The sequence below is a fragment of the Microcoleus sp. PH2017_09_SFU_O_A genome (assembly GCF_020738625.1).
GTDB lineage: Bacteria > Cyanobacteriota > Cyanobacteriia > Cyanobacteriales > Microcoleaceae > Microcoleus.
Map to the genome: position 1 here is coordinate 1 of NZ_JAEQCF010000057.1, position 22,191 is coordinate 22,191.

Sequence of the window (22,191 nt, forward strand, 5' to 3'; positions counted from 1 at the left end):
AAACTATCCCGAAAGAGGTACGGTGCTACCGGAGACTAAATTAGTAGATGCACCCTGATTAATTAACTCCCAACCAATTTTGGCCCGGGAGTTTTTTTTGTCGATCGCACCTCAGATCAAATCCGATTGCATAGCCCTGTATTCATCTCCATCTTCTCTCTCTGTGTCCTCTGCGCTCTCTGCGGTTAAATAATTCCGATACAACCGGAAACGATATCAAGCCATCAACTCTGACTAATTTCCCAAACTGTCCGGAACGAGGTACTGTCGCGCCGGAGACTAAATTAGTAGATGCACCCTGATTAATTAACTCCCGCGCCAATTTTGGCCGGGTTTTTTTTGTGTTAAGGCTGATGCTGAAAAAATTTGAGGTAAGTTTCCGGATTGCGCTGGAATTCTGAGGAAGCTTAGTTGGTAGATGCACCCTGATTAATTAACTCCCGACCAATTTTGGCCGGGTTTTTTTTGGCAAAAATTAGATATAACCAGAGGTAGCGACTGTTTGAGGGCTGAAGTATAAGCTCAGAAACCCGGTTTCTAGGAGTTTTGCTCTTGGGTTACGACAAATGTTGAAAGAAACTGAGATCTTGCACCATTCTCAATTACCTTTTTATGAACAGGCAAGATGCCTGTTCCACAAGAAAATTCATCTTTTGTGGAACGGGCATCTTGCCCGTTCTTGAGAATGGTGCAAGATGTGAGAAGAAACCGAGTTGCTGAAATAAATTTTCTAAATTTTCCTGAATGTGGTGCTGTCGGAGCGGAGATTAAATTATGTAGATGCACCCTGATTAATAAACCCCAGCCAATTTTGGCCGGGGTTTTTTTTGATCGAAAGCTGGATCGAGTCGATCGACCTACAACAGATCGAAAGACTGCACCTCAAGCACCGGGCCGATCATCGCAAAAGTCATTACATCCTTGCGGATTTCACCTTTGACGCTGACTTTAAGACCAGCTTTTTTCAACTCAGAAGGAGCATCCTTAAGTTCGTAGGTTTCCCCATCTTCGCCGATTAAAGCCCAAGTGCCCGGGCCTAATCCTTTGCGTTCAATTTCGCCTTTGACTGTAATACTCATGCTGACTGCGCCTCTGTTTTAATAGCCAAACGTGCCAATCCAAAACACAACAAAGCATTGACAATCAAGAATGTTTGTGCTACTAAACCAGTTCCCAATCCCCAAACTGCGGGAGAGAGAACAGCATTCACTGCTAAACAGCTAGCAAAGCCGATCGAAGTTGCGATCGCGATCCACTTCCACTCTCTGTGTCCCAACAGCAAAACAATCAAAATCCCGGGAATTAAAACGCTAGCAAATAAGGGATTCAGCATACTGCTGCCGTTAATTGCACCGCCGAGTTCGGGGATAGAACTACCCATGATTCTCATCGGCCACTGCGGCAAGTCAAATACGAACAAGTTGCGGAGGAAACAGAAGCCAGAACTTCCAGCAATCAAGCCGCCGGAAAAGCCCCAAGTCCACTGGAAGGGGAAATAATTCCGCAAAATGAAAGCCAGCAGGTAAGAACCGAGCACCATGGCAATTTTCGGCAACAGGGCGACTGCACCGCCGTCAATCCAGAAGCGGGGGCTGAGATAGCCGTTGTCGCGCAGCCAGCGGAAGAAGTCGCGGAAGTTGATTTGTCCACGCTGGGCTAGCTGAACTGCTGCGCCTGCGTCTAGATGTCCCGAACCAAAATGGTTTAAGGGGTCTTCTGTGACATTTCGCGAGGATTGCAAGAGTATGCTGCGAATTTGGTCTGGTTCTGTGATGCCGGAGGCTTTGATTAGGGCTGCTACGCCGGCGACGTGGGGAGAAGCCATGCTGGTGCCTTGGTAGGCTTCAAAGACTTCGTTTCCTGTTTCTGGGTCGATCGTACTTTGGAGAATTTTGCCCAGTTCAGAACCACCGGGGGCAGAAATGTCAACCCCGGCGCCGAAATTGGAATAATCGGCTTTTTCTTCGTTGGGGCCGAGGGCAGAAACGCCGATGACGTGGGGATAGCGGGCGGGATAGGAAGCGGAACTTTCGCCGGAGTTGCCTGCGGCTGCGATGATGACAACGCCTTTAGAGTGGGCGTAGTCGATCGCCTCTTCCATTAACTGACTTTCGCCACCGCCACCTAAACTCATGTTGATGACATCTGCGCCATTGTCTGCTGCAAATTTAATTGCTTCGGCAATGTCGGAAACTGTACCGCCACCGCTGCCGCCTAATACTTTGAGCGGCATTAAAGCTGCTTCGTAGGCGATGCCTGCGACGCCGTAGTTGTTGTTAGTTGATTGGGCGACAGTACCTGCGACGTGAGTACCGTGGCCGTGGTCATCGTAGGCTTCGGCGCGATCGTTTACAAAGTCGTAGCCCGGTACAAATTTGGTTTCTTTTAAGTCGGCAACGGGGGTAATGCCGGTGTCAATTATCGCTACTGTTGTACCGCTGCCTTTGGTTTCGTTCCAGGCAGATTCTACGTTGATGCTGCGAAGATTCCACTGCTTGGTATACATGGGGTCGTTGGGAATCTCGAAAGCGCTGTATACGTAGTTCGGTTCAATGTATTCGGTATCTTTAGCCAAATTTGATTTTCTCAGGGCGTTTAGCAAAGTGCGATCGCCCTTGACAACATACACATTATCTGATGTTGAGAATTCGCTGTTGAGTTGGGGTGATATTTGGTACTGTTGGGCGATCGCATTTACTTCTTTGGCAATCTGGGCAGCACCGATATCTTCGCGGAAATCCAGCACAATCGAGTCGTAAGTGCCTTGAGTAGCCAGTCCTGGGAAATTTGAAATCGCCCAGCCGAGCCCGATTAAAAATAAGCACAAAAGGAAAAACTTTTTCATGGCCGATCGTCCGTTTAGGGAAGGCTTGTTCACCACAATAACCCAATTTTCAGTGCGATCGCCAGTTTTACGGGTGGCGGCTGCTGGATAACTCGCGGGCGGGCCTTTGGTATGTGGTGGTGGGGGCTGCCCGTGCGATCGCAAATTGGTATAATTTCTAGTTTAAATTGCCGAGCAAGTTTGAGGAGTTCAATCAATTGTATCATGAGAGGAGATGGCAAACAAAACCGGGAGTATTTTTTACCAGAAATAATTGGTTTAAAGCCTCTCCCCGATCCGGATAAATTAAAAGAAAACTATTCATTACTCCAATCCTCTTCCTTTTAGGTAGAGGTCGCCCTCATCTGTCAACTGTCAACTGTCAACTGTCAACTGAATGAAAAGGATATTGCATGGAAAGAGGTTTAATGTGGCTGCCGCTGCTGGCACTTTTTATTGCTCTGGCTTGGGCTGGATGGAACGAGTATCAAAAGTTAGAAGCGTATCGCGTCTGGGCGGAACAATTCGCTAAGGCAAAATACGATATTTATGCTGTACTCGGTCAGCAAGAAGACTGTTTGACTTGGGGGAAACCTACTCGCAGCGGCCCTGTGAATTTGCAAAGTTTTTCGTTGAAAAATGTGCAGTCGCTGCGGTTGTTAGTTAACGGTGCTGTGGTAGATTTAGAATCGCCGCCGAATTCTGGAAAAGCGATCGCCATAGAATTTCTGTTAAAAGATACTGCGGCGGTGCAGGTTCCTTTTACAGAAGTTCCTCTAGCAACTAAATGGGCAAAGTATTTGCAACAGGAATTGCAGAGATTTCTCTAAGATTATAGAGTCAATGCCATTTCTGAATCCTCTGATGTCCGGTAGATAGCTCGCAATCAAATAGGTTTGTAGTGAGGGAGCATCTCATTTTTGCAAAAAGCATTTTTTCTTTCAGTGCTGTCCCCGCTCGCGTGCTTTATAAAGCACGCGAGCGGGGACGCTCGCACTACAAATGCAAAACTCAGAGGCTCCCTGTAGTGAGGACTTCAGTCCGCATAAAATCCGAGGACTGAAGTCCTCACTACAAACGAGATAACTGTTATTTTACCCGACTATAAATTGTTTTTTACCTTCCCCTTCCCCTGCGAATGCAAATACAGGAATTTTTACAGCGCTACCAAGAGGGAGAGCGTAACTTTGCTCATATTGACCTCAGCGGTGCTAGTTTAAGCGGTGTCAACCTTCGAGAAATAGACTTAACTGGTGCTAACTTGACGGGTGCTAATTTGAGCTGGTGTTTTTTGAGCAATGCTAAGTTAATTGGGGCTTGTTTGCGCCGCGCGGATCTCCGCAGTGCGGGGATGGCTGGGGCGAATCTGACTGGGGCAAATTTGAGCGGAGCAAATCTTGCGAAAGCAGATTTGCGTCTTGGTTGTTTGGAAGCAGCAGATCTTAATTGGGCGGCGCTGTGCGAGGCGGATTTGGGCGGTGCTAATCTTCAAGGAGTTAAATCTGACCAAATTAATTTAGAAAAAGCTAAACTCGACGGCGCGCAGTTGATGGGGGCGGAATTGATGGAGGCGAATCTCAACCGCGCGAGTCTTGTTGGTGCGAATTTGACGGGTGCTAATTTGCGGGAAGCGCATTTGGTGGAAGCGAATTTGCGATCGGCAATTTTGAGCGGTGCAAATTTGATTGAAGCTGACTTGAATGGTGCGATTTTGCGATCGGCAAATCTGACGGGCGCTGACTTGCACCGAGCTGTGCTGGCGGGGGCGGATTTGACTGAGGCGGTGCTGGATCGGGCTGATTTGAGTCGAGCGAATCTGGCGGGTGCTTATTTATTGAAAGCGAGTTTTAAGCAGGCGCTTTTGCTGCGAGCTAACTTGCAAGAAGTGTATTTGCTGCGGGCGGATTTGAGCGAGGCTAATTTACGCAGTGCTGATTTGCGGAAAGCTGATTTAAGCGGCGCTTATTTGGTGGATTCGATGTTGGCTGAAGCGGATTTAAGAGAAGCTTGTTTGATTGAGTGCCATTTAATTCGGACGGATTTGGAGGGGGCGCAGCTTACGGGGTGCTGCATTCAAAATTGGCAGGTTCAAGATGTCGAGCTGTCTAAAGTTAACTGTCGTTATGTTTTTACTGACTTTGATTATACTGCGAAAGTTGTGGCAAATCGCTTTCCGGTCGATCGCGATTTTGAGTCTGGGGAATTGGGACAGCAGTATCACGAGGAAAGTTCGATTGTGGAGGTGTGTTTTGGTGAGTTTCCTAATTGGGAGGCTTTGGTGTTTACGGTGCGTCGGGTGGAGTTAGAGAGTTGCGAACTTCAGTTGAACATTCAATTTTTTGAGTCTGCCCGAGAGCAAAATTTACTGCGGCTGAGCGCGAACCGTTTGGTGAATGGTAAGATTTTGGGCGATCGCATATTGGCGCTTTATCCAGATATGTTGGAAAAGGTTTTAGCTAAGGGCGCTGAAATTTTGATTTTGCTGGGATTGGCTGTTGCGGATAACGGTTCGCAGGAGGAGTCAGCAACACCGCAGCCACCAAGGCCGCTCCCAAAAGAGGTGTTGCTCAGAAGACAGGAAATCTACGAGCGAATGGTGCGCCAAATTTCGTTTATTTTGATGTCTCAGACGCCGGATAAATTCTCTGAAAGCGTACAGCGGTTGTTGGATTATTTGAAGCAGGAAGGTGTTCCGACAGAGCAGATTCAGAAGAAAGTAATCAGTCAGGCGATCGTGGAGCGGGCCAAGCAAGACGCGGGTTTTCGGGAACAGTTGTTGAGGTGGGAGAAAACGGCGTCGGCGAGTATTCGCTGTTCGATGATGGGGGAAGCGGTGCGATTTGCGATCGCCCTTTTGTGGGAATGAATAGGGAGCATCTCAGTTTTGCATTTAGAGTGCTTTCCGGAGCTCGCGTATTGTACACGCGAGCGGGGACGCTCGCACTGTTTCTGCGTACACAAAAGCCCGCGAGTTTCTCGAAAGCCCGCGAGCGGGGACGCTCGCACTGTTTTTTTGCGATCGCGTGTTTCACCCCGGGCCGCGAGCGGGGACAGCACTTTTTGTCGTCAGATTAGCTGTTTTCCCAGAAAAAAGGATATTTTTCAGGTGTATCTGATAAGTTAGCTTTGACAGGATTTTGTTTAATATATTCCCAGGTATTGATAAAATGTTGGTGGCTGTTAATAATTTCCGCGTGTCGCCCATCTTGCCAAACTTTACCGATATGCTTCATTACTTTAGGAATCTCGGTTGAACTGAAACCTTTAAGACTATGAAGCAAGCTTCCAATTGACCAGTCTTGAGAATCAGACTTCGGAAAAGGCTGAAGCAAAAGATGTACGTGATCTGGCATAATAACGGCAGCGAATAGTTGATATCTTTGGTTGTGAAAGTGCAAGGTAGAATCTAGAACAACTTGTCGAGCCGGTGGAGTTAGTTCTAGTCTTTCCCAGGTAACGAATGTTATAAAATGGATATTCTTGGGGAGTGGTAATTGAATAAAATCTTGTTTCAATGACATTGATTTACCTCATTTAATTGCAAATTGGATTGAGTGCCAGGGACGGCGTGGAAAAATTGGCAAAAATCGCCGGAAATCCTACAGTGCGAGCGTCCCCGCTCGCGTGGAAAAATACCCATCGCTCGCGGATCAAAATTGGCAAAAATCGCTGGAAATCCTACAGTGCGAGCGTCCCCGCTCGCGTGGAAAAATACCCATCGCTCGCGGATCAAAATTGGCAAAAATCGCTGGAAATCCCACAGTGCGAGCGTCCCCGCTCGCGTGGAAAAATACCCATCGCTCGCGGATCAAAATTGGCAAAAATCGCCGGAAATTGCACAGTGCGAGCGTCCCCGCTCGCGTGGAAAAATACCCATCGCTCGCGTGGAAAAATACCCATCGCTCGCGTGGAAAAATACCCATCGCTCGCGTGGAAAAATACCCATCGCTCGCCGCTCGCGTGGAAAAATCAACATCAATTCGGTACAAGAATCAACATCAATCGTGCGGCAAAATCAATATATAGCCTTTCTCAAAAAGATGAGGTATAACTGACAGCTCATATAACCACTAAACTAAGAAGGGCCCAAGCCCAACAACATACCTCATCTTTCTGAGCACCGTTATAAATAGCCCGATCGCACTATTCCTCCACCAGCCAACCAATTACCAATCTTGACTCGCCAGTTGGCGGCCCGCTAAAGCCCGCACTTGCTCGTCTACGTCGGAAACTGCGAGCGATCGCACCAATCGCAAAGTTTCCTCATTTTCGGGATAATGTTCGATAATTGCTTCGAGTGCTGTAAACCGGGGATTGTAAGCAAAAGAACCTGTTCTATCGTAGGCATCGGTAAGAGCTCTGTGGCGCAAAAACTCAAACATTCCCGGTTCGTCCTTCCATCCCCGAATTAACTCTACCAGAGCGATCGCCCGCACCTGCGAATCATCATCCTGCTCGGCCCTAATTTTCAGCCACTCAAAAGTTTGAGACTCATTTGTCCGCCCCCGGGCTAACTTTTGCAAAGCAATTTTCCTAACAGCCGAACTCTCATCGCCCTCTGCTTTAGCCTCCAACATCCGCAAAGTTTCAGCACCATCGGGCCAATTGCGAGCAAGTTCCTGCACCGCCACCTCACGCACCTCCTCATCCCCAGCATCAAGCTGAATTTTCAACCAAGACAAGGTTTCCGGCTCTTGCGGCCATCCCCGCGCTATTTCTCGCACCAGCACGCTCAGCAAGTGAGAATTGGGCTCCGACTCCGCCAGTTGTTTGAGAAAAGGCAGCGTCTCGCCCCGGTGTCCCCAGCCTCTTGCTATCTGTTCCACCGCAGTTTCTCGGACGTTGATGTGTCTGTCTGATTCAGCCAGAATTTTCAACCATTCAAAGACTTCGAGACTGGCTGACGGTAAGGTGGCTGCGGCTACTACTACCACTTGCCGCACAGTCCAATAATCATCTGAGTTCGCAATTTTTTGCAGCAGGGGCAGTGTCTCTGGGCTGTCGGGCCAACAGGAGGCAATTTGTTGCAAGGCTATTTCGCGCAGTTCGGCGTCGAGATCGCTCGTAGCTATATTTTGCAAAAAAGCCAGAGTTTCGGGGTTAGATGGCCAGCCAGAGGCAATTCCTTGGACTGCTGCCTGCCGGACGGTGGAACTCGCGTCGGACTGGGCGAGACTTTTCAGCAGCGGGTAAATATCTGGTTCGCCCGGCCAGCGCGAGGCCAATTCTTCGATCGCCGCTGTTCGCACTTCTTCGTTGCTGTCGGAGGTGGCTAGGGTTTTCAGCAGCAAGCAAACCTCGTCATCGGCGGGCCAACCCGCTGCCAATTCCCGCACCGCTACTGTTCGCAGGGTAGAACTTCCTGTCTGGGCAAGGTTTTGAAGCTGGGACACCGTGCCTAAAACGCTGTGCCAACCTCTGGCTATTTCTTGCCACGCTACGACTCGCACTCCCAAATTTTCGTCGGATTCGGCGGCCGTTCTCAGCAGCAGCAAGGTATCTGTGCGATCGGGCCAACGAGAGGCCAACTGTTCCAGGGCGCAGGTGCGGACTGCGGGACTGCGATCGGACTGAGCCAGAACCGCCAGCAGCGGCAAGGTATCGCTGTTAGAGGGCCAACCAGAAGCCATTTCTTCGATTGCAGCCGATCGCACTGCCCAGCTTCGATCGGATTTAGCGAGGTTTTTGAGCATCAGGTAAATTTCTGGTTCGTCAGGCCAACCGCAGGCTATGGCTTTGACTGCTGTGGCGCGGACTTCGCCGCTGTCGCTGGAGTGTGCTAGTATTTTGAGCCAAGGCAGGGTTTGCGGGTCGTTTTTCCAAGTTTGGGCGATCGCGGCGATCGATCGATAGCGAATTTGATAAGTTTCCTGCAATTCTTCAGCGCTTTGATAAAGAATCAGAAAAACCGTACCGTATTGCGATAACTTTTTTAAAGCGTTTAACAGTTTTTTTTCTGTTGTTTCATTGATGCCATTTTTAACTCTTGATAGGCATTCTGCTGCTAAAAATAAATTAATAAATTTTTCTTGTTGACCATTTTGAGTTATCAAATATTCTATAACTTCGCTCGCTGTTTCTTTGTCGAGCTTGGCTGCAATTTCTCGGAGGAATTCGTGCAAAGATTCATCTCGCCAGTGCTGGCCGAAAACTTGTGTTTGGAGTTCGGCCCCAGTCAGTTGACCTGTTTTGAGTTGTGCGTCGATTAACTCTGCCACTGTCTGGGGATTATTTTCGACAACAAGTTTTTTTAATAACATAGTGATATCCTACCCCCTAAAGTTTGTTTGGATTGAAAATCTGAAATAAGACGCTCGCGGTTGAAACGGCTTCTATAGATACAAAACCCGCTTGTATAGCGGATTGAAAACCGAGTGGTTGAAATTACGCTATCTTCTTTACACCGTGCAGGCGGACGAAAGTTTGACTGTAGATGCGATTTCTACCGCTGTCCGATCCAGATTGTAGTATGCAGCCGATCGACTCTATTTTATAGCAAAACCAGTGGCTCGATCGCGCCCCAATGCAAAATCCGCCACCACCCAATCGGAATGTTGGGTGTTGGCGGATGGATCTCGAACAATTGGGGCGTTGAATCTAGCTAGCTGCTACTTGGACGCGATCGCCTGCAACCCGAACCCGAAAAGTCGGAATTGTTACCGTTTCATCGTCCAAACACTGGCCAGTAGCCAAGCTAAAATTCTGCTTGTAAATCGGAGAAGCAACTTTTAGAGTGCCGCTGCGATCGCCCACAAGTCCTCGGGACAACACAAAAGCCTTGCTAAACGGGTCGTAATTGCTCAAAGCATACAGTTCATCCCCGTTTCCCACTCGGAAAACAGCCACTTGTTCCCCAGCCACCAAAGCACAAACTCCTGTATTTGGGGCGATCGCATCCAGGGAGCACACATCTACCCAAGTTGTTACTGTATCGGAAACCTGTAATGATTGAACCATTTTTTTCCTGTTAATTTAATACGACTAATCTCATTCCCAGTCTACGGCTTTCATCCTATCAACAATTGGCTAAAACCTACGAGCGCTCTCGTTTGTCTGGGAGCATCGATCCCCCTCGCATCCCCCTTTTTAAGGGGGACGCAAGATAATACTCCTGTTCCTCCCTTTTTTTAATGGGGTTAGGAGAATTTTGATAATACTCCTGTCCCCCCCTTTTTAAGGGGGGTTAGGGGGGATCCGGGGCTTTGCCTAAAACAATCAAGCTGACAATAGGTTTAAGTTCAAGTTGACACGCTTGGAATTATTCCGAAACTCCAGCTAGAGCCTTTTCATCCTCGTAAGCAGGGCGATTTTGTCCCCGTTCCTCGACACGAACAATACTCGGATCTGGCAAATCGGAATTCACAAAATGCTGGAATCGCTGCACCTTTTGCGGGTCTTCAATCGTCGTTTTCCACTCGCATTGATAAGTATTCACCAAATGCTCCATCTGCGCCTCTAACTCAGCACAAATGCCCAGAGAATCCTCAATTACCACCTGCTTCAAGTATTCAATACCGCCCTCAAGCTTGTTCAACCAAGTAGCGGTACGTTCCAAACGATCCGCCGTGCGAATGTACAAGACCAAAAAGCGATCGATATACTTAATCAAAGTTTCCTTATCGATATCCGCCGCCAGCAAAACCGCGTGCTGCGGCTTAATCCCGCCGTTACCGCACACGTACAAATTCCAACCATTCTCAGTAGCAATAATCCCAAAATCCTTGCTTTGAGCTTCCGCGCATTCGCGAGTGCAGCCAGAGACAGCAGACTTGAGCTTGTGGGGCGATCGCAAACCGCGATAGCGCAACTCAACCTCGATCGCCAAACTCGTCGAATCCTGCACCCCAAAGCGGCACCAAGTGCTACCAACACAAGATTTGACAGTCCGCAAAGCCTTACCGTAAGCGTGTCCAGACTCAAATCCCGCATCAATCAAGCGGTGCCAAATATGCGGCAACTGATCCACCCGAGCACCAAGCAAATCGATCCGCTGTCCGCCAGTAATCTTAGTATAAAGCCCAAAATCCCTGGCAACTTCTCCCAAAGCAATCAACCTCTCCGGCGTAATTTCTCCACCCGGGATGCGCGGTATCACCGAATAAGTACCGTCGCGCTGAATGTTTGCCAAATAGTAATCGTTGGTATCTTGCAAACCGACGTGAGACTTCTCTAGAATATGGTCGTTCCAAGTAGAAGCCAGCATCGAAGCCACAGCAGGCTTGCAAATTTCGCAGCCGTGCCCTTTGCCGTGTTTGGCGATCGTCTCATCAAAGCTTTTCAGCTCTTGAGAGCGCACCAAATGGTACAATTCTTGACGGGAATACTCAAAATGTTCGCAGAGATGATTTTTGACCGCAAACCCGGCTTTCTTCATCTCCGACTTAAAGATGTCCGTCACCAAAGGCACGCAACCGCCGCAGCCCGTACCAGCTTGAGTGCATTTCTTGACACTGCCGACATCAGTTAAATTGCGATCGCGAATCGCCTCACAAATCTGCCCTTTACTGACATTATTGCAAGAACAAATTTGAGCAGAATCCGGCAGACTCTCCACACCAAAACCAGCAGGTGCTCCGCCTTCGCGCGGTGGCATCAACAAATCTTCTGGATGTGGCGGCAAAGCAATATCATTTTGCATGAATTGCAGCAAAGTGCCGTAAGCAGAAGCATCTCCGACGAGAATACCGCCTAAAATTCGGCTACCATCTTGATTTAAAACTAATTTCTTGTAAGTGCCTTGGAAATTGTCAGCAACAACAATCTCTTTAGCACCGGCAGAATTCGCAAAAGCATCACCAAAACTCGCCACATCCACACCCAAAAGTTTCAGTTTTGTGGACATATCCGCACCAGTGAAAGTGCTAGTGGGACGGGCATCTTGCCCGTCATCCGCAGCGCTGCTCAAAATATCTGCTGCTACGCCAGCCATTGTATAACCAGGGGCAACTAAACCGTAGATGCGATTTTGATAAAGTGCACATTCGCCGATCGCATAAATATCAGAATCCGAAGTTTGGCAGCTATCATTAATTATAATACCGCCGCGTTCTCCCACTGCAATCTCGCAACCTCGGGCAATTTCATCTCGGGGGCGAATACCAGCAGAAAACACAATCATATCCGTTGCCAATTCCGAACCATCAGCAAACAGCATTTTAGTAACTTTGCCATCTTCGCTGACAATTTCGGTGGTAGATTTGCTAGTGTGAACCGAAACCCCCAACTCCTCAATTTTGTTACGGAGAATCGCACCACCAACCTCATCAACTTGCACGGGCATCAGCCGCGACGCAAACTCAACCACATGAGTTTTTAAACCCATATTTTGGAGAGCATTAGCGCACTCCAAGCCTAACAAACCGCCGCCAATTACTACACCTATTTTGCAATTTTTAGCATAATCTGACATCGCCTCCAAATCGTCAATTGTCCGGTAAACAAAAGTACCAGCCGCGTCTTTGCCTTTGATAGGCGGTACAAATGGATAGGAACCCGTAGCGAGTACAAGTTTGTCGTAGGGAACTTCTAAACCGTTGGCTGAAGAGACAGTTTTTTGTTCGCGATTGATGGCGACTGCTTTGTCGCCGATGTGAATTTGAATACCATTTTCTTGATAAAATCCCGGTGCAACTAGAGATAAATCTCCCGCCGTTTTCCCAGAGAAAAATCCGCTGAGGTTTACGCGATCGTAAGCAACGCGCTGCTCTTCACAAAAAGTAATTAAATTCCAGTTTTTGGCAGCATCCGAGCTCACCATTAACTCTAGGAACTTGTGACCTACCATACCATTGCCAATTACAATCAGATTTTTTTTGGCTGTCATTAGAATCTCTTTTATCTCGTTTATCCGTCGTTGGTTTTATTAATATAAGAATTTTTTGTAAACTTTTGTATGTATGGATACAAAAAGTTAACTTTTATGCAATTGTCGTATGGTGGCGATTGCATTTTTGCATGAGGTGTGGTGACAGTTGATAATTGACAGTTGATAATTGACAGTTGATAATTGATAATTCACAGGGCAGGAGATTGTTCGGTAAATATCCACTGTCCATCTGTTCACTGTCAACAGTCCCTCTGCTCACTGTCAACTGTCATTGAGTTTTTGTTTGGTTGTTTTGATGATGCTGGTTAGTAGTTTTAGGAGTTCTTTTAGGTCGTTTAAGATTGATTCGCTTTCTTTTGGGGTGAGATAATCGGTTTCTCGAAGTAGCAATATCCAGTATTCAGTTTCGTGGGCTTCTTTGAGGGCTATCGCTAGTTTATGAATAAAATCGGCTTTGCTTTCTGCTTGTTCTGCTTCTCTAACTAATGCACCGATAGCTGTTCCAGATCGTAGTAGTTGTTTTGACAATACATATTCTTTTTTATTGAAAAACAAGTATTTATATAGGTTTACCGTTCGGACGGCAAACGCAAAAGATTTATTTTTGAGTGGTGAGTTATCAGTCATTGACAGTTGATAGTTGATAGTTGACAGTTGATAGTTGATAGTTGATAGTGCCCGAGATTGTTCGCTAAATATCCACTATGAACTGTCAAGTGTCAACTGTCAATAGTCCCCTCTCAACTGTCAATTGCCAACTGTCAACTGTCAATTCTTCACTGTCAACTGTCAACTGTCAACTGTCAACTGTTTAAGCTCCCATACCGGAATACTGTTTTAAACCCTGCCGCCACAGCCAGCGATTCCACACAAAAAACACCACACCCCAACCCAGCATCACCAACAAACCACGGCCAACATCAACGGGCAATCCGATCAAAATTGAAGCAGGAAAATGAATCAAATAAGGAAACGGAGTCCACAAAACCACTGCGCGCACTGCTGGGGGAAACACTTCTAACGGTGCGATAATTCCCGATAAAAACAGGTAAATCAAGAACCAAAATTGCTCGATCGCACTTGCGCGCTCTATCCAAAAAGCAAACAGCGCAAAGGTATACTGGATCAGGAACCGCAAGCAAAAAGCCAAGACGACAACCAAGGAAAACAGCAAAAACCTGCCCAAACTCGGCACCCAAAAAGACTGTGGGTAAAGTGCAAAAAACAGCAGCACTAATCCGAATACAAAAGGTAGCCTCGCAAACCTTTCGGAAACATGAGATGCGAAGTGATGCCATACTGGATCTAGAGGCTGCAACAATCTATTAGATAACTTGCCTTGGACTACTTCTTTTTCAAACTCCCAAATCACCCAAACAACATTAGTTTGTCGGACAATGAAAGCTGCCAAAAAGTAACGGGCAAAGTCGATCGCCTTTAGCCCAAACTGACCACTTTCTGATGCTTGCATCCACACGCCCATCAAGATAAACGGCAAAGCTCCCGACAGGGCCCACAAAAACAATTCTGCCCGGTATTCGAGCATATAAGCGTAGTAAGTCAGTAGCAAAGTTTTAGCAATTCTGATGATTCTTTTCATATCAATCTCACTAAAAAAATTATAGGTAAAGGTACGTTGTTGGGCTTTAGCCCTCTTTCGGCGTATATAGAAAGAGGGCTGAAGCCCAACAACGTACCTATCTTTATCTTGAGAATAAAACACCTTGCTTTTTAGGTAATCTGGGGGAACTCTACACTTTTCCCGTGCGAAAAACTCGACCGATTACCTCTTCAATTGGCGGATCTGTGACAGTCAAATCTATCACTTCCAACTGGGCTAAAATCTTCGACACGCTCGCCGTCAGCTCCTCCCTTTTGACCAAAAACCGGACTGAATTACCTTCAATAGATTCTACCTCGCCGTAAGCAAAAGCGCTATCTTTTGCTAGCGGTTCGGCTAATTTTACCTGGACTTCTCGGTAAGGTGCAAACCTGTCGAGCAATCCGTCCAAACTGCCATCATAAACTAATTGCCCTTCATGGATTAACAAAACACGCTTGCATAAAGCCGTAATGTCAGCCATATAGTGACTTGTCAAAAGCACAGTTGCTTGATAGCGCTCGTTATATTCTCGCAGAAATTGCCTGACACTAAACTGTGCGTTGATATCCAAACCTAAAGTCGGTTCATCTAAAAATAATACCTCCGGTTGGTGTAGCAGCGCGGCCATCAATTCCGCTTTCATTCGCTCGCCTAAAGACAGCTTGCGTACCGCCTGATTTAATTTGCCTTCTAGTGACAGCATTTCTGTCAATTCTCCAATTCGCTGTCGGTAATCTCGATCGGGAATGCCGTAGACTGCGGCATTGATTCGCAGAGAGTCGAGTACGGGTAAATCCCAAATTAACTGCTGTTTCTGCCCCATAACTAAGGTGATTCTTTGCAGAAAAGCTGCTTCGCGGCGGAAAGGAGTACGATCGCACACAGTGACAGTACCATCAGACGGGTAAATCAAACCAGTCAACATTTTCAGCGTCGTAGTTTTGCCCGCACCGTTAGCGCCGAGAAACCCCACCACTTCACCAGGTTCGATACTGAAAGAAACGCCCTCAACTGCTTTGATATTGCGGTAAGTGCGCTTAAAAAAGTGCTGCATGGTTCCTTTCAGTCCCGGTTCCTTAATCGCTACGGGATAAACTTTGCTTAAGTCTTTAACTAAGATAATTGGCATTGGCTCTAGTTTTAACTTTTATTTTAATGTGCGATCGCGCGATCGGGTTGTGCCAAGCTGTAGAATATTACAAGATATCCATTATCACATCGCACAAAATTTACAACTATGGTACTCACCCCCGATAATTCTGGCATCCCTCGCTTGGTAGGAGACAATACTGCTGAAAATATTACACTTGCACCGGGACAACTTGCCAGTTTTCCTGGGGGAGTTTGGATGCTGGGCGGCAATGATACTGTCAGGGGCGCGTCAGATGCAGAAAGGATTTTCGGCAACGATGGTAAAGACAGTCTGTTTGGCGGTGCCGGCGATGATTCTATTTACGGCGGCAAAGCTGATGACGATGTTTTGGGAGAAGCTGGAAACGATTTCTTGACGGGAGATAAAAATAGTGATTTCGTTGATGGCGGCGTGGGAAATGATTTGCTGCGCGGGGGGCAAGGTGTTGATTTGTTAGTCGGTGGTGACGGCAACGATACTTTAATTGGCGACAGAGATGTGGATGTTTACAAAGGAGGTGCGGGCAACGATGTCTTTGTTTTGAGAGTCGATCAAGCTGGACTTAGATTAGTTGGAAATGAAGTTCCTGACGCCGTAATTATCGATTTTGATAAGTCTAGCGATTCAATCGGAATTAGTACGGCATTCACCAGCAGCAATATCACTTTTGAACAAGTGAGTTATAGTTTAAACGATCCGAGACTACTGTTACTCGATCCAGGAAGTATCTCGGGGGGAACGAGTTTGTTAGCCAAGGGCGGCATCTCGCAGCAAAGTCTCGATCCCGATCGTAATGGGCGTGTGGAAGCTACTAATATTAGATTCGGTTTTACTAATGCTTTGTTGGGGACTGTGTTGAATGTGACTCCGGCAGATTTAAACGGGCGTTTGATTAATGCTAGTTCTCTGCTTTAATCTGTAGGTGTAGGGTGCGAAATACGCACCTTATTAGAAAGATGAGGTACGTTGTTGGGCTTGGGCCCTCTTAGTATTTATGATATAGTAAGCGAGGTCGCATCAAAAACTCCATTTACAGTCATACCTCATCTTTCTGATAAATGCTATATGCACCTTATTAGACTTGAATTAAATAAATCTGACTTTGATACATAAACCGCAGATGATTTTCTGCTCGCTGGAAATGAATGCAATTGCTCGTCTACTAATAATACCAATTATAGAAGAATTCTTGGTACAATATTTGAGGTTGAGTTTGTTTGCTCGACAAAGATTGGATCAAGGTACGTTGTTGCGCTTCAGCGCTCTTTATATATATTCGGAAAGAGCGCTGAAGCGCAACTACGTACCTAATTTTTCGTTTTTTATATATATTCGGAAAGAGCGCTGAAGCGCAACTACGTACCTGAAGCGCAACTACGTACCTAATTTTTCGTTTTTTATATATATTCGGAAAGAGCGCTGAAGCGCAACTACGTACCTAATTTTTCGCTCTTTATATATATAAGCAAAGAGCGCTGAAGCGCAACTACGTACCTAATTTGTCTGACGACAATAAATTTACCCTGCCATACTAATAATGACTACTGACTAATTATAACTTGCCCTTTTCCATTGCCCACTGCATCAAACCGGGGAATAAGCGATAGGCTTCCGATGCCAAGAAAGCAGGGCCGACTGTGACTTCTGCACGCTGATTCTTCACTGCATCCCAGATAGCTTTAGCAATATCTTCCGGCTGATTTGCCCAGTCAGATTTCAGCATTTCACTCATTTGTTGGCGGCGCAATTCGACTGCGGGCTCGTCTCGATCGCGAAATTGAGCTCTTTCCAAAAAATCGCTGTTGATCAAACCCGGATGTACGGCGCAAACATGAATTCCTTGGGGCGCCAATTCCAATCGCAAAGTTTCTGTCAAACCCGTTACTGCATACTTACTGGCACAATATGCAGTCATTTGAGGTAAGGGCATTTTGCCACCAATGGAACCAACATTGACGATTGTACCCGTTTTGCGATCGAGAAAATGTGGCAAAAGTTCTTGAATTGTGTTAACGCAGCCCCAAAAATTGGTATTCATTAATTGCTGCCAATCTTCGGAGGTGGTTTGCTCGATCGCCCCTGCGAGACAAATTCCAGCATTATTCACCAAAACATCAATGTTTCCGCAGGTATCCAGGGCTTTTTGGACGATCGCCCGCACTTGTTGAATGTCACCAACATCCCCCGCAATCGCGACAGCCGAAGTGCCTTCACGCTGCACCTGAGCCGCTGCTGCTGCCAATCTTTCCGGCTCCCGAGCCACCATCACCACATCGTAACCCTGACGGGCAAATAACAGTGCCGTTGCCTTGCCACTTCCTTGAGAAGCGCCTGTAATCAAAACTGTAGGAGCCATAGATAGTTTTAAATTGGGAGTTTTCAGTGTTAACTGCGAGATTTATTGATTGTTACACATTTTTTTATTAAAAAGGTGGGGCCCGAGGATCTCGCCCCCAGCCCCTACCCTCGGCTGATTACCAGAAATAATTGGTTGAAAGCCTCTTCGTTTTAGGGAGAAATTAACAGAAGACGATTCATTACTCCAATCCTCTTCCTTCCAGGTAGAGGTTGCTGTGGGAGCATCTCAGTTTTTATAGTCCCCGCTCGCGTATTGTACAATATGCGAGCGGGGACGCTCGCACTCAATCAAAGAAAAAATGCTTTTTACAAAAATGAGATGCTTGCGGTTGTTGTTAACTATCAACTGTCAACTGTCAACTGTCAACTGTCAACACTCTTTTAAATCACCACAAAATCATTTGCTCGCAGCAGCCCGGTGACTCCACTGACATTTGCCAACACTGAGCCTGTCGCAGCAATTTTGATCGCATTTCCACTAGCAGTCTGGGTAATGTCTAACTGTCCGAAGCTCAAGCCATTGCCAAGGATAATCTTATCGCTATCAGTGTCAAAATTCGCGATCGTATCGATACCACTATCTAGATTTAACAAAAAGCGATCGCTACCTTCTCCGCCGATTAGAAAATCATTGCCCTTTTCACCACTCAGGAAATCATCTCCCAAACCACCAAGCAAAGTATCATCTCCCTTGCCGCCATACAAGCTGTCATTGCCTGCACCGCCATCCAAACTGTCAGCACCACGGCCTCCAAATAGGATATCATCGCCACTGTTACCTGTCAGCGTATCGAGTCCCTTGCCACCGTAAATGCTGTCATCGCCGGCACCACCATCGAGGGAATCACTGCCTTTTCTGCCACTGATGAAATCGTTACCGCTAGCACCTAGTAAAGTATCGTTATCATCAGTACCTACCAGATTTTTGCCCTCAAAACCGAGAAGTGTAGTAGAAGTTGTGGAAGGGTTAACATCGCCTGTGAGAATCGCAACACCGACTGCTTCCAGTTTGATCGCACTTTCACCTAAAGCCACCTTTTGAACTTTGGCAATTTCCGAGGCAATAGACTCAGGTGAAGAGTTAGATTTCACCTGATCTATCTGCTGATTAGCCTCAACCATTACCTTCGCTGCTTGCGAGGAAATTTTGGAAAGTTTTTCAGCGTCGAGATTGCTATCAACTTGTTTGACGTTAGCAATAGATTGCTGGATAATGCCTTCTACCTGTGCTGCATCCGTCAAATCCAGGGAACCGCCGGATTTAATTTTACTGTTAATTGCTGCAACAACAGCTTTGGTAATTGCACCATTATCCGCCCCAGATGCACCGTCTATTAAGCTCGTGGTTTGGGTGACGACGTTTTGGACTTTTGTCATCGCGACTAGAGTTTCGACACCACCAGGCTCATTTTTGGCCGTAGATGCGATCGGATCTAAGTCCAGTAAATCAACTCCCGCAGGAATAGACAGAGTAGATTTAACCTTTGACTCAGCTTCAGTCTGCGACATTCCCCCAGCCGTCAAATCAGTAACTAAAGTAGTTAATAGCGTGACAACAGTGGAATCTATCGGTGCTGAAACAGGAGTTGTCAGTGGCAAGCCCGTCGAAACATCCGTCCCCCCAAAAGCAACTAAATTACCTTCTTCAGGGTCAAAATTGCCATTTTTGTTCGTATCAAAACTGTCCGGGATATCGAGTTCGTATTCCCCTTTAGCATCAGTCGTCGAAAATGGTTCGCTAGCATCTTTGACTCCATTTTTGTTGGCATCAAAGAAGATAGTCGCACCCGCAATATAACCATCAACAACCACACCATTTTTAGTGACTACTAACTTGATAAAATCGCTCGCACTCGCACCGGAAGTGTCGGTTGCGGTCAACTTAATATCCAGAGACCTCCCTTTAGTAATGTCGCCACTGAAAGTACGGGTAGTAGGATTAAAAGTAATCCAACTCGGTAAAGGTTGACCGTTTTCTAAAGTGGCTGAGTAAGTTAACTTGTCACCAGAATCTGGGTCTATAAATGCCTTTTCGGGAACCGTAAACTCAAATTTGGATGATTTTTTAACTATCGGGCTGTCGTAGTACCAGGGAGTAGTTTCCTTGCTTTTGTTTAACACGGGTGGGCGGTTAGTTTCGGCGTTGGTGACGCTGACATCCTCTGCATTGAGGTTGTTGTATTTTGGATCGGTGCTGACAGCAGGGGCGGTGACAATTGTGTATTTTTTATCGTCATCTACTATCTTGTCATCAACACCTTTTACTATGACTTTTTGGGCTTGATTCCAATCGGTAGGAGTGAAGGTGAGAGAGGCTGGGGAAATAGTTCCTTCTACTGTATTGGAACTACTTAAGCCGATGCTGACATTAGCGGTGGGTTGGCTATTGAGTTTGACCGTAAATGAGTCACTGTCGCCTGATTCTGTGGTTTTTAATCCGGTTGTTGGGCTGACGGTGATTCCACCAGGTGTTGGAGTAGTAATTGGAATTGGAATTGGTTTTGGTGGAGTTGGAGTTGGAGGAATTGTAGTTGGAGTTGGAGGAATTGTAGTTGGAGTTGGAGGAATTGTAGTTGGAGTTGGAGTAATGCTGGCGGTATTAGTGAGGGTGATATCAGACGGATTTAGTTTGTCGTATTTTTTGTCAGCACTAACAGCGGGTTGGGTAATGATTGTGTAAATTTTATCGCCGTCATTTACCTTGTCGTCAACTCCTGTTACCGTTACAGTTTGCGGAGTCTCCCAATTGGTAGGATTGAAATTCAGAGAAGCTGGAGAGACTGTTCCTTCTGTTTTATCGGAACTACTTAAACCTAGGGCTACAGTAGCAGTTGGCTTGCTATTGAGTTTGACGGTAAATGTTGCCGTTCCCCCTGCTTCTGTAGTTTTTAATCCCGATATCGGAGTGATTGTAAAACCAGCAGATGTTCCAGGTGTTGGCGGTGGTGGCGGTGTTGGAGTCGGGGCGGGAGTGGGCGTAGGTGCTGGTTTTGATGTGTCGGTAAGGGGACTGGTATCGTTGATTAAAATTCTTACATTGCCAAGATAGTTGCCGGCAATGTCAGGTTTTTTATCTCCATTAAAGTCGGCATATACAGGATTAAATCCCGTCCAAGGAATGTCGGTATAAGTGTTGAATTTGCCAGTGTTGTCTCCCCACAAAATAAAGTTTGAGAGCAAATCTCCGACTACTAAATCATTTTTGCTATCAGCATTAAAGTCTAATACTTGAATTGACGAAGGGCCGATTCCTCCGAAAAAGCTGGTTGCTGTGCCAAAATTGCCTTTCCCGTCTCCAAACAGTATGGAAATGTCGTCGGAATAGTAGTTGGCTGATACGATGTCGGTTTTGCCGTCTCCGTTGATATCTCCCGCTGTAATTGTGGTGGGATATTTCCCTAGATTAAAATTGGTAGATTTGCCAAATTTTCCAGTACCATCTCCCAATTTTACGGAAATATTTGTTGAGTATTGACTGACAGTGGTTAAGTCTATTTTGCCGTCTCCGTTTACGTCTGCCCAAGCGATGGAAGAGATATCTGTTGTGATATCAATAGCCTGGGCTTTGCTAAACTTACCCGTACCGTCTCCCAAGAGGACGAAAATTTTGTTATTCGTATAGTCTACGGGGGCTAAATCGACTTTGCCGTCACCGTTGAAGTCGATCGGATAGATGACATTAAATGGTACTCCCACTTCAAAGTTGGTGTAAGAAGTAAAGCTGCCTTTACCGTCTCCCCACAAAATTCCAATTTTGCCAGTAGTGTAAGTAGTGGCTAATAAGTCTGTTTTGCCGTCACCATTGAAATCTGCGCTGCTAAAGTCGTAGGGGGAATTCTCCCGTAGAGGTGTAGCTACCAATGCTGAATTTACCTGTACCGTCTCCTGGCAAAATGCCAATTTGAGTCGATAGCAAATCCATGGTTGCTAAATCTGTTGTTGAGTCGCCGTTAAATTTTCCTGCGGTGACATTTGTAATATATCTACCTGAATCGAATTCTGTTACTTTGAATGGGCTAGCCATAGTTGATTCTCCTGATTTATTTTTGGTTTGAGCTATGTTAAAAATGAATGAGAAGTTCTTACCAGTTTCATTTTTCGTACTTAAGATGCTAAAACAAGTATTTTTTTAAGTCAATTCATAAAAGTCATGACTTTGAGTTCATAAAAGTCATAAAAGTCATATTTGTAAAATTATGTTACAATTCCTGGACAATATGTATAATGTAAGGGCTACAAGTTTTCCGATCTCAAATAGTTTGTGCGCTCTCTGATAAAAAATTTCAGATAAATTTTTACTAATTACTCGCGCTAATTCTGATTTATCTAGTTTGAAACTATCAAATATATATCTTGGAAAAGTTTTTATAATCAAATTTTGGAACGGGCAAGATGCCCATTCCACAAAAATATCTTTTACAAAAATATCTTTTACAAAAATATCTTTT

General features: G+C 46.1%; 16 protein-coding genes and 1 CRISPR repeat array. Of the genes, 3 read left to right on the top strand and 13 right to left on the bottom strand.

Annotated features, from left to right (window positions below):
• Positions 1–857 precede the first annotated feature (857 nt).
• The 3 genes from JGK16_RS20955 to JGK16_RS20965 are packed head-to-tail and all read right to left on the bottom strand — an operon-like array spanning position 858 to position 3,051.
• The gene (locus JGK16_RS20955) at positions 858–1,079 is read right to left on the bottom strand and encodes a hypothetical protein (RefSeq protein WP_293186601.1); all 222 of its coding nucleotides are present in this window, start codon (positions 1,077–1,079) and stop codon (positions 858–860) included.
• Positions 1,076–2,845 carry a S8 family peptidase gene (locus JGK16_RS20960; RefSeq protein WP_293186599.1) on the bottom strand — a complete coding sequence of 590 codons (1,770 nt, stop codon included), beginning with the start codon at positions 2,843–2,845 and terminating at the stop codon, positions 1,076–1,078. Before JGK16_RS20960 ends, JGK16_RS20955 begins: the two co-directional genes overlap by 4 nt.
• A 29-nt stretch (positions 2,846–2,874) precedes the next feature.
• Entirely contained in the window at positions 2,875–3,051 is a 177-nt protein-coding gene (locus tag JGK16_RS20965) for a hypothetical protein (protein WP_293186597.1), read from the bottom strand.
• Between the two features lie 186 nt (positions 3,052–3,237).
• Between JGK16_RS20965 and JGK16_RS20970 the strand changes: the two genes are divergently transcribed.
• Together JGK16_RS20970 and JGK16_RS20975 are read left to right on the top strand one after the other, a co-directional pair.
• Complete coding sequence (locus JGK16_RS20970; protein ID WP_293186595.1) at positions 3,238–3,654, top strand: hypothetical protein; 417 nt, start codon at positions 3,238–3,240, stop codon at positions 3,652–3,654.
• 308 nt (positions 3,655–3,962) lie between these two features.
• Positions 3,963–5,690, top strand: coding sequence for a pentapeptide repeat-containing protein (locus JGK16_RS20975; RefSeq protein ID WP_293186594.1), 1,728 nt, complete (start codon positions 3,963–3,965; stop codon positions 5,688–5,690).
• Between the two features lie 205 nt (positions 5,691–5,895).
• On the opposite strand, the gene JGK16_RS20980 is transcribed toward JGK16_RS20975, so the two are convergent.
• The 7 genes from JGK16_RS20980 to JGK16_RS21010 all read right to left on the bottom strand — a co-directional run bounded on the left by JGK16_RS20980 (position 5,896) and on the right by JGK16_RS21010 (position 15,382).
• Positions 5,896–6,345 carry a transposase gene (locus JGK16_RS20980; RefSeq protein ID WP_293186592.1) on the bottom strand — a complete coding sequence of 150 codons (450 nt, stop codon included), beginning with the start codon at positions 6,343–6,345 and terminating at the stop codon, positions 5,896–5,898.
• A 96-nt stretch (positions 6,346–6,441) separates the two neighbouring features.
• A CRISPR array of direct repeats spans positions 6,442–6,777; the repeat unit is 30 nt; unit sequence CGCTCGCGTGGAAAAATACCCATCGCTCGC.
• Positions 6,778–6,990: 213 nt separating this feature from the next.
• Positions 6,991–9,084, bottom strand: coding sequence for a HEAT repeat domain-containing protein (locus JGK16_RS20985; RefSeq protein WP_293193738.1), 2,094 nt, complete (start codon positions 9,082–9,084; stop codon positions 6,991–6,993).
• A 337-nt stretch (positions 9,085–9,421) separates the two neighbouring features.
• Positions 9,422–9,781, bottom strand: coding sequence for a nitrite reductase small subunit NirD (nirD, locus tag JGK16_RS20990; protein ID WP_293143783.1), 360 nt, complete (start codon positions 9,779–9,781; stop codon positions 9,422–9,424).
• A 301-nt stretch (positions 9,782–10,082) separates the two neighbouring features.
• Positions 10,083–12,647 carry a nitrite reductase large subunit NirB gene (nirB, locus tag JGK16_RS20995; protein WP_293193736.1) on the bottom strand — a complete coding sequence of 855 codons (2,565 nt, stop codon included), beginning with the start codon at positions 12,645–12,647 and terminating at the stop codon, positions 10,083–10,085.
• A gap of 264 nt (positions 12,648–12,911) precedes the next feature.
• Positions 12,912–13,277 carry a four helix bundle protein gene (locus JGK16_RS21000; RefSeq protein WP_293186586.1) on the bottom strand — a complete coding sequence of 122 codons (366 nt, stop codon included), beginning with the start codon at positions 13,275–13,277 and terminating at the stop codon, positions 12,912–12,914.
• A gap of 184 nt (positions 13,278–13,461) precedes the next feature.
• Positions 13,462–14,250, bottom strand: a complete 789-nt coding sequence (locus JGK16_RS21005; RefSeq protein ID WP_293186585.1) for an ABC-2 family transporter protein — start codon at positions 14,248–14,250, stop codon at positions 13,462–13,464.
• Between the two features lie 151 nt (positions 14,251–14,401).
• Complete coding sequence (locus JGK16_RS21010; RefSeq protein WP_293186584.1) at positions 14,402–15,382, bottom strand: ATP-binding cassette domain-containing protein; 981 nt, start codon at positions 15,380–15,382, stop codon at positions 14,402–14,404.
• A gap of 108 nt (positions 15,383–15,490) precedes the next feature.
• Between JGK16_RS21010 and JGK16_RS21015 the strand changes: the two genes are divergently transcribed.
• Positions 15,491–16,300, top strand: coding sequence for a calcium-binding protein (locus tag JGK16_RS21015; protein ID WP_293193734.1), 810 nt, complete (start codon positions 15,491–15,493; stop codon positions 16,298–16,300).
• Between the two features lie 637 nt (positions 16,301–16,937).
• Here JGK16_RS21015 and JGK16_RS21020 read toward each other — a convergent pair.
• The 3 genes from JGK16_RS21020 to JGK16_RS21030 all read right to left on the bottom strand — a co-directional run bounded on the left by JGK16_RS21020 (position 16,938) and on the right by JGK16_RS21030 (position 21,767).
• On the bottom strand, positions 16,938–17,741 hold the full coding sequence (locus JGK16_RS21020) for an SDR family oxidoreductase (RefSeq protein ID WP_293143801.1): 804 nt from the start codon (positions 17,739–17,741) through the stop codon (positions 16,938–16,940).
• 383 nt (positions 17,742–18,124) lie between these two features.
• A complete protein-coding gene (locus JGK16_RS21025) occupies positions 18,125–21,604 on the bottom strand; it encodes an FG-GAP-like repeat-containing protein (RefSeq protein WP_293192366.1) in 3,480 nt (1,159 codons plus the stop codon).
• Positions 21,561–21,767 carry a hypothetical protein gene (locus tag JGK16_RS21030; protein WP_293192364.1) on the bottom strand — a complete coding sequence of 69 codons (207 nt, stop codon included), beginning with the start codon at positions 21,765–21,767 and terminating at the stop codon, positions 21,561–21,563. Before JGK16_RS21030 ends, JGK16_RS21025 begins: the two co-directional genes overlap by 44 nt.
• Positions 21,768–22,191: the final 424 nt, after the last annotated feature.

Bases quoted from the DNA above. Each gene is read 5' to 3' on its own strand.
- JGK16_RS20955 (WP_293186601.1), bottom strand. From the start codon at position 1,079: ATGAGTATTACAGTCAAAGGCGAAATTGAACGCAAAGGATTAGGCCCG.
- JGK16_RS20960 (WP_293186599.1), bottom strand. From the start codon at position 2,845: ATGAAAAAGTTTTTCCTTTTGTGCTTATTTTTAATCGGGCTCGGCTGG.
- JGK16_RS20965 (WP_293186597.1), bottom strand. From the start codon at position 3,051: ATGATACAATTGATTGAACTCCTCAAACTTGCTCGGCAATTTAAACTA.
- JGK16_RS20970 (WP_293186595.1), top strand. From the start codon at position 3,238: ATGGAAAGAGGTTTAATGTGGCTGCCGCTGCTGGCACTTTTTATTGCT.
- JGK16_RS20975 (WP_293186594.1), top strand. From the start codon at position 3,963: ATGCAAATACAGGAATTTTTACAGCGCTACCAAGAGGGAGAGCGTAAC.
- JGK16_RS20980 (WP_293186592.1), bottom strand. From the start codon at position 6,345: ATGTCATTGAAACAAGATTTTATTCAATTACCACTCCCCAAGAATATC.
- JGK16_RS20985 (WP_293193738.1), bottom strand. From the start codon at position 9,084: ATGTTATTAAAAAAACTTGTTGTCGAAAATAATCCCCAGACAGTGGCA.
- nirD (WP_293143783.1), bottom strand. From the start codon at position 9,781: ATGGTTCAATCATTACAGGTTTCCGATACAGTAACAACTTGGGTAGAT.
- nirB (WP_293193736.1), bottom strand. From the start codon at position 12,647: ATGACAGCCAAAAAAAATCTGATTGTAATTGGCAATGGTATGGTAGGT.
- JGK16_RS21000 (WP_293186586.1), bottom strand. From the start codon at position 13,277: ATGACTGATAACTCACCACTCAAAAATAAATCTTTTGCGTTTGCCGTC.
- JGK16_RS21005 (WP_293186585.1), bottom strand. From the start codon at position 14,250: ATGAAAAGAATCATCAGAATTGCTAAAACTTTGCTACTGACTTACTAC.
- JGK16_RS21010 (WP_293186584.1), bottom strand. From the start codon at position 15,382: ATGCCAATTATCTTAGTTAAAGACTTAAGCAAAGTTTATCCCGTAGCG.
- JGK16_RS21015 (WP_293193734.1), top strand. From the start codon at position 15,491: ATGGTACTCACCCCCGATAATTCTGGCATCCCTCGCTTGGTAGGAGAC.
- JGK16_RS21020 (WP_293143801.1), bottom strand. From the start codon at position 17,741: ATGGCTCCTACAGTTTTGATTACAGGCGCTTCTCAAGGAAGTGGCAAG.
- JGK16_RS21030 (WP_293192364.1), bottom strand. From the start codon at position 21,767: ATGGCTAGCCCATTCAAAGTAACAGAATTCGATTCAGGTAGATATATT.